General features: G+C 71.0%; 5 protein-coding genes. 3 read left to right on the top strand and 2 right to left on the bottom strand.

The features are described 5' to 3' along the window. Together ACXJKR_RS27215 and ACXJKR_RS27220 are read right to left on the bottom strand one after the other, a co-directional pair. A partial coding sequence (locus tag ACXJKR_RS27215) for a hypothetical protein (protein WP_457325479.1) occupies positions 1-291 on the bottom strand: 291 nt, incomplete at its 3' end. A 35-nt stretch (positions 292-326) separates the two neighbouring features. Beyond that, positions 327-1,355, bottom strand: coding sequence for a hypothetical protein (locus ACXJKR_RS27220; RefSeq protein WP_457325480.1), 1,029 nt, complete (start codon positions 1,353-1,355; stop codon positions 327-329). Positions 1,356-1,425: 70 nt separating this feature from the next. Between ACXJKR_RS27220 and proC the strand changes: the two genes are divergently transcribed. The 3 genes from proC (at position 1,426) to ACXJKR_RS27235 (ending at position 3,568) form a co-directional block, all read left to right on the top strand. After that, entirely contained in the window at positions 1,426-2,241 is an 816-nt protein-coding gene (proC, locus tag ACXJKR_RS27225) for a pyrroline-5-carboxylate reductase (protein ID WP_457325481.1), read from the top strand. Then, positions 2,242-2,784, top strand: coding sequence for a chorismate--pyruvate lyase family protein (locus ACXJKR_RS27230; protein WP_457325482.1), 543 nt, complete (start codon positions 2,242-2,244; stop codon positions 2,782-2,784). It begins immediately after the preceding gene. 235 nt (positions 2,785-3,019) lie between these two features. Continuing rightward, the gene (locus ACXJKR_RS27235) at positions 3,020-3,568 is read left to right on the top strand and encodes a hypothetical protein (RefSeq protein ID WP_457325483.1); all 549 of its coding nucleotides are present in this window, start codon (positions 3,020-3,022) and stop codon (positions 3,566-3,568) included. The last annotated feature ends 61 nt before the right edge of the window (positions 3,569-3,629 follow it).

Below are 3,629 nucleotides of genomic sequence, written 5' to 3' on the forward strand. Positions count from 1 at the left end.
CACATACACATACAGCGGCGCCAGCAGGCTCAGGAAGGGCATGGCGCAACTCAGGAACAGCGGGTATTTGACGAGCGGCGAGGTGCCCAGCACTGGCGCCGCGCGGCTGATGATCCAGGGGCCGAGGAGCCAGGTTCCCATCCAGCCGACCACGGCCAGGGCCGTCGTCTGTCCGAGCAGGCCGATGACGGCCGCCAGGGTCAGGCCGAACAGCCCCCAGACCGGTCGCTCCAGCGAGCGCAGCAGTTCATCCTGCAGCAGCAGCCCATCCAGTTCGTCGCTCGCGCCCATGCCCTCTCCGTCGGTGGCCGCGGAGTTTAATGAGCTCAGCGCGACGTCAGCGGCCCACCGGCCGACAGCGGTGCACCGCCGCGCAACTGCGCATCCAGGAAGGCGTGGCTGAGCCGGAAGCCGTCGCCGATGTCGGACTGGGCCGCCTCGGTCGCGCTGCCGCTGCGTGGGCCGCGCGAACCACCGCCCTGAGGCCCGTGCATGCCGCCGCCCTCGCCGCCAGCTCCGCCGCGTCCACGGCCACCCCCCATGCCGCCGCCGAGCGGAGCCTGGCCATGGCGCTGGTCCTGCACATGAAATCCTTCGGGCGCCATCGTGCCGGCCAGGGCGGCATGCGAGACGGCGCCGAGGTTCAGCAACCAGCCGCTGCCCGGCGCAAAGCTGTCGAAGGCCTGCCTGCGCTCGGCGGGGCGGCGCAGCAGGCCGAGCGGGTCCTGGTCGATCTCGCTGGTGATCAGCAAGGTGGCCACGCCGCCGGCCGGGGCCTGCATGGCCGGCGGGCTGATCGCAATGACGGCCTGCCAGCCGGCGTCGCCGCGTGCGTCGAGCGCGGTCTGCGCGCCGGTCTCGTAGCCGGCGAGGCTGGCATGGCCCCAGTCCAGTGCCGGCTGGGCCGCGCGCAGGGCCGGCAGCAGCCGGCGCAGCGCGTCGAGCCGGTCGGCGCGCAGGGCCTCGCCATAGTGCAGCAGGCCGAGTTCGCGGAACTCGCCGGTGCGGGCCAGCTCGGAACGCCATGCGGCTGCATCGGCCTCCAGCGGCTGCACGCCCAGCACCGTGTAGCCGGCCTGGGCCCAGGCCGCAGCCCAGCGCTGGCCGGCGTCGCTGCCCTGCCCCAGGCCGGGCAGATAGACGATGACGGGCTGGACCGCCGCAGCGCTTGCGCTGCGCGTGATGTGCACGCGCCGGCCCTGCAGTTCGAAGTTGCCCAGCGACAAATTCAGTTCGCGCGTCGCCGTCTCGGCCCAGGGCTTGGGCGGCGGTGGCCCGCCGGCGCAGCCGGCGAGACCGGCGAATGCGAGGGCGCACAGGAGCAGCAAGCGGCGGGCGGGGCGTGAGAGGCTCATGAGCCGCAACGATAGCCTTGTCACGTCGCTGCTTTGTTTCTCGTCGCGCTGGTCCCCTAGACTTCCGCCCATGAGAGCAGAAAAGATCGCCTTCATCGGTGGCGGCAACATGGCCAGCGCCATCATCGGCGGCCTGCTGCGCGCCGGCATGAGCCCCGCCCAGCTCATCATCGTCGAGCCCTATGCGCCGCAGCGCGAGAAGCTCGTCGGCGAGTTCGGCGTCGCGGCGCTGGCCGCGGGCGATGCTGGCCTGGCTGACGCGCAGACCATCGTCTGGGCCGTCAAACCCCAGCTCTTCGGTGCCGCCGCCGAGCCGGTCAAGGCCTGGCTCGGCGGGGCCCTGCACCTGTCGGTCATGGCCGGCATCCGCTCGGAATCCATCGTCACGGCCACCGGCAGCGAACGTGTCGTGCGTTCCATGCCCAACACGCCGGCGCTGATCGGCCAGGGCATCGCCGGCCTGTATGCGCGGCCGGCCGTGTCCGCCGACGAGCGCGCCACCGTCGAGCGCCTGCTCAAACCGACCGGCCAGACGCTGTGGGTCGAACGCGAGGACGATCTCGACGCCGTGACGGCCCTGTCGGGCTCGGGCCCGGCCTATTTCTTCTTCTTCGTCGAGGCCATGATGGCCGCGGCCGTCGACATGGGCCTCACGGCCGAGCAGGGCCGCCGCCTGGCGCTCGCCACCTGTGCCGGCGCGGCCGGGCTGGGCCTGGCGTCCGACGAGTCGCCGACCACGCTGCGGGAGCGTGTGACGAGCAAGGGCGGTACGACGCATGCGGCCATCACGTCGATGCAGGCGGATGCGGTCGACGCGGCCATCCGGCGTGCCGTGCTTGCCGCACAAAGGCGTGCCGCGGAACTCGGCAAAGAATTCGGCGTCTGAGTGGGTATTGCGACCAGAGACAGCCTGCGCGACTGGCTGCGGGCGCCGGGCTCGTTGAGCCGCCGCCTGGCCCGCCTGGGCGAGCGCTTCGAGGTGCAGGTGCTGCGCCAGGGCGTGGCGCCGTTCCGGGCGCTGGAGCGCGCGGCCCTGGGCCTGCCGCCGCGTGGCCTGACCGTCGTGCGCGAGGTCATCCTGCGCGTCGATGGCCAGCCCCTGGTGTGGGCGCGCTCTGCCGTGCACCAGCGCGCCACCACGGGCCCCTGGCGGGCGCTCAAGGGCCTGGGCACCAGGCCGCTGGCGCATCTGCTCTACGACGACTACCGCATCCACCGCAGCGAGCTGCAACCTCGCCGCCTCTCCCGCCACGGCCACACGCGCCGCCATGCCGAGCGGCAATGGCTGACGGCCACCGGCCAGCCGCCGTCGGCGCAGATGTTGTGGTCACGCAATTCGGTGTTCAGCCGCAGCGGCGCCCAATTGCGGGTGATGGAGCTGTTCGACCCGGGTTTGGCTGGCCAACGGCCCGGGCAGCGCGGCCGCTGACGTCCCCCGGAACARCAAGCAGGCCAGCTTGCCACCTGCCCTGGGCGCCGACACCAGCCGCCGGACTGCGCGCTTAGCTGTCGCTGAGCTGACGGGATTGCAATGAAACTGTTTTCATGAAGTCATAAATTCGCACCGAGCCCATAAACCCCCATAAACTCAGTCCGTATCAGAGGGGCGTTAGTAGACCCGCCGCGCAATGACGCACAGGTGGGCTGAAAGACCGGGGGCAGTGATGAACACGCGTGACGTAGTGATCTTCAGCGGCGAGCATTTTGTCGTGCCGCAATGCATTCAAAGAATCGACCATTTGTCGACCCATGGCTGGCAGCTGCGTTATGGCGGCACCAAGCTGTTCTCCGACCACAGCCAGGACGGCAGCGGCGCGCGCCGTGCGCTGGCCATGGCCACCAAGGAGCTGCTCAAACGTATCGCGACGCTGCCAGCGCCATCGCGCCTGCGCCGCACGCCCAGCCGCAAGAAGCAGAGCGATCTGCCTTCGGGCATCTCCGGCCCGATCGTGCGCCAGCGTGCCGGCAGCCGTGTCCGTGATTGCAGCTTCGCGGTAACCCTGCCTCGCTTCGGCGAGACGCCGCTGGCGCGCAGCGTCTACATCGGCACCGAGAACACCTACACGATCGAGCGCTACCAGGAAGCCCTGGAGCRCGCCGTGGCCCTGCGCGAGAAGGCCGAGACCGCCTACCAGCGGGCCGCGACCAAGGAGCGCCGCGCCCAGGCCCTGACGCTGAAGGCGCAGATGAGCGGCCTGCTCAGCAAAGCCTGACGCGAGTCATGTCGGCCCCCCTGGCGGGTCGAGCGCCGGGCCGCCCCTAGCCGGCCCGCGT

It is taken from the genome of Roseateles sp. P5_E11 (genome assembly GCF_054049355.1).